The sequence below is a fragment of the Mesorhizobium sp. M4A.F.Ca.ET.022.05.2.1 genome, from assembly GCF_003998845.1.
Lineage (GTDB): Bacteria > Pseudomonadota > Alphaproteobacteria > Rhizobiales > Rhizobiaceae > Mesorhizobium.
Window position 1 is genome coordinate 1 of sequence record NZ_RZOJ01000608.1, and the last position, 2,525, is coordinate 2,525.

Consider the following 2,525-nt stretch of genomic DNA (forward strand, 5'->3'; position numbering starts at 1 on the left):
TATCTCTTCAAGAGAATTGACCGCAGCGCCGGTCCGGCATAATACGTAACCAAATGGATACGTATCATGCCGCAGGCTGATCCCGACCGCTCCGTTTTCCGCGCCATCGCCGATCCGACGCGTCGCGCCATCCTCGACCGTTTGCGGCAGGGGCCGGCGCCCGTCAACGAACTGGCCTCTGCCTTCTCGCAGAGCCGGCCGGCGATCTCCAAGCATCTGCGCATCCTGCGCGAGCTCAACGTCGTCTCCGAGCAGAAGCGCGGCCGCGAGCGGCTCTATAGGCTGGAGCCGGCGGAACTGAAGGACGTCGCCGATTGGATCATGCCTTATCGCGACTTCTGGCAGGCGAGCCTCGGCAACCTGAAATCCTATCTGGAGAACGAGTGATGGCGGGCAATGACAGACCACGCGCAATAGCCGACGTTTCGGCGGGCACCATCCTGGCGACGGTGACGATCGCCGTGCCACCGGAGCGGGTGTTCCGCGCGATCACCGCCGCGGACCAGATCCCGCTCTGGTGGGGTGCCGACAACATGTACCGCACCACAAAGCACACTGCCGACGTTCGGCCGGGCGGCGCCTGGCGCTCCGAGGGCAAGGGCGCCGACGGCCGTGATTTCCACGTCCAGGGCGAATATCTCGAGGTCGAGCCGCCGCACCGCCTTGTGATGACCTGGAAGGCGCCATGGGACGGCGACAACGTGACGACCGTCACCTACACGCTGGAGGCGATCGAGACCGGGACCCGGCTGACCCTGCGCCACGAAGGTTTTGGCCCGCGTCACGACTCCTGCCGCGATCACGGCCAGGGCTGGGAGCGTGTGCTCGGCTGGCTCGGCGCTTTCCTCGCCGGCGAGGCCGGGGTCAAGGCGCCCGGCGTGTTCCATTGCCGGCTGATCCCGCCGCGCCCGGATTTCGCCTTCACCTTGACCGAGGAGGAGAGGGCGCTGATGGGTCGCCATGCTGAATACCTGCGCGATCAGCTTCGTCAGGGCACGATGCTGATCGCCGGTCCGGTCGCCGACCCGGCCGGGCCCTGGGGCCTCTGCATCCTGCGCGTCGGCGGCGAGGCCGAGGCACGAGCAGTGACTGACGCCGACCCGGTCGTGCTTTCGGGGCGCGGCTTCCGCTACGAGGTCCTGCCGATGATGAGCGTGATCATGTGAGGCGCCAGACAAAAAAGAACGCCCCTCGCACCTTTTATCGCGCGGGAGGCGTCCTTTGTGCCAGCCTTTTCCTGAAATTGCTTTCATGAATTGCTGACCGTACCAAAATGCGCGGATGCCAAGATGGTTCCCGCATTTTGCAATTTTTTTTGGGTCGCAATTCAACCCTGACGGTGCGCCAGCATGGACCGCCACGACGAAGAGGGCAATGCTTACGCCCTTTTTTGCGTTTGGGGACTGAATTGTGCGTCGCAGGCCGATTGGGATGTGCTAAAGCACCGTCGCGCCGGCCTATGGATGCGCCGGACCAGGAGAAGATTTTGTCCCTCACTTCGAAGACCCGGGGCGACCAGGCTGAATCGCTTTTCAGCCGGGCCAGGACCCAGTCGATGTCGCTCGGTCGCATCGTTTCCGAGCAGGATGCCGCCAGTCAGGCCCGCGAGGCCAAGACCGCGCGGCTGCGCGAGCTACGGCTGGAAAAGGAAGCCGAGCACAGGGTGGCCGCCGCCGCCCTTGCCGCTTTGCCGAAACGCACGGGCAAACGCTGATGGCCACCAAGCGCGTCCCGCCAACGCCGATCGCCGCCGATTCGACGATTGCCGATATGGTCGATGTCCTGGACAAGCCGGTCGAATATGTCCGGCGCGTGCTGGAAAAACTGGAACGCTGCAAGCGCGCCCATGGCGATGCCCAGGTGCGGGTCGGTGTGCGCAGCCGCGCCGAATGCCCCAACTATCTGATCGAATATGTGCGCGAGGACGGCAAAACCCATGAGCGCGTGACACATCCGGACGCCGCCTATAGCGGCAGCACGCATCGCGAACTGGCGCCGCATCACCTCGTGGAAGCCAGGAACTGGTCGCCGGAGGAAATGAACATCACGGCGGTTTCGGCGCTCATCGGCCGCCTGCGCAATCCGCGGGCGCCGTCATCGCGTTTTGCTGACGAGGACTGACATGGCCATAAAATTCTCCGCCAAGCACCAGCCGGCGTCACCCGCCGCCGCAAAGCCGGCCAAGCCGGCTGCCGCGCCGAAGGTCGACAAGCCGAGCGCAACCGATTTGTTCGACGCGACGGCGCAAACACCGCCCCGCAAGACCAAAGGGAAGAAATAGCGGCCTTGCCGGGTGACGCGGATCGTGGAGACCTGAGCCTGCCCTCCGGCGCGGCCGCCGGTCTGGCCTGGCCGCTCGCCGTCGACGGCATGCTTTTCGATTGCCAGAGCTGCGGCGCCTGCTGTTCCTATTCGGCCGAATGGCCGCGCTTCTCCACCGAGGAGGAGGAACAGCTGGACCGCATTCCCGAGAAATTCGTGTCGGCCGACCTGTCCGGCATGCGTTGCGACGGCGTGCGCTGTTC

Annotated in this window: 5 protein-coding genes and 1 pseudogene; all 6 read left to right on the top strand. The window is 65.0% G+C overall.

All coding sequences use genetic code 11. The annotated features are described in order from the left end of the window. The first annotated feature begins 66 nt into the window (after nt 1-66). Complete coding sequence (locus tag EN745_RS33505) at nt 67-387, top strand: metalloregulator ArsR/SmtB family transcription factor (protein WP_127423220.1); 321 nt, start codon at nt 67-69, stop codon at nt 385-387. Continuing rightward, nucleotides 387-1,166: an SRPBCC domain-containing protein gene (locus EN745_RS33510; RefSeq protein WP_127423221.1), complete on the top strand. Its 780-nt coding sequence runs from the start codon at nt 387-389 to the stop codon at nt 1,164-1,166. Before EN745_RS33505 ends, EN745_RS33510 begins: the two co-directional genes overlap by 1 nt. Nucleotides 1,167-1,459: 293 nt before the next feature. Then, a complete protein-coding gene (locus tag EN745_RS33515; RefSeq protein WP_127423222.1) occupies nt 1,460-1,714 on the top strand; it encodes a hypothetical protein in 255 nt (84 codons plus the stop codon). Then, on the top strand, nt 1,714-2,121 hold the full coding sequence (locus EN745_RS33520; RefSeq protein ID WP_126055147.1) for a hypothetical protein: 408 nt from the start codon (nt 1,714-1,716) through the stop codon (nt 2,119-2,121). Before EN745_RS33515 ends, EN745_RS33520 begins: the two co-directional genes overlap by 1 nt. 1 nt (nt 2,122) lies before the next feature. Then, entirely contained in the window at nt 2,123-2,281 is a 159-nt protein-coding gene (locus tag EN745_RS36440; RefSeq protein ID WP_189363244.1) for a hypothetical protein, read from the top strand. Nucleotides 2,282-2,343: 62 nt separating this feature from the next. Next, a pseudogene (locus EN745_RS33525) lies at nt 2,344-2,525 on the top strand (YkgJ family cysteine cluster protein); the annotation flags it as partial.

Bases quoted from the DNA above. Each gene is read 5' to 3' on its own strand.
- EN745_RS33505 (WP_127423220.1), top strand. From the start codon at position 67: ATGCCGCAGGCTGATCCCGACCGCTCCGTTTTCCGCGCCATCGCCGAT.
- EN745_RS33510 (WP_127423221.1), top strand. From the start codon at position 387: ATGGCGGGCAATGACAGACCACGCGCAATAGCCGACGTTTCGGCGGGC.
- EN745_RS33515 (WP_127423222.1), top strand. From the start codon at position 1,460: ATGGATGCGCCGGACCAGGAGAAGATTTTGTCCCTCACTTCGAAGACC.
- EN745_RS33520 (WP_126055147.1), top strand. From the start codon at position 1,714: ATGGCCACCAAGCGCGTCCCGCCAACGCCGATCGCCGCCGATTCGACG.
- EN745_RS36440 (WP_189363244.1), top strand. From the start codon at position 2,123: ATGGCCATAAAATTCTCCGCCAAGCACCAGCCGGCGTCACCCGCCGCC.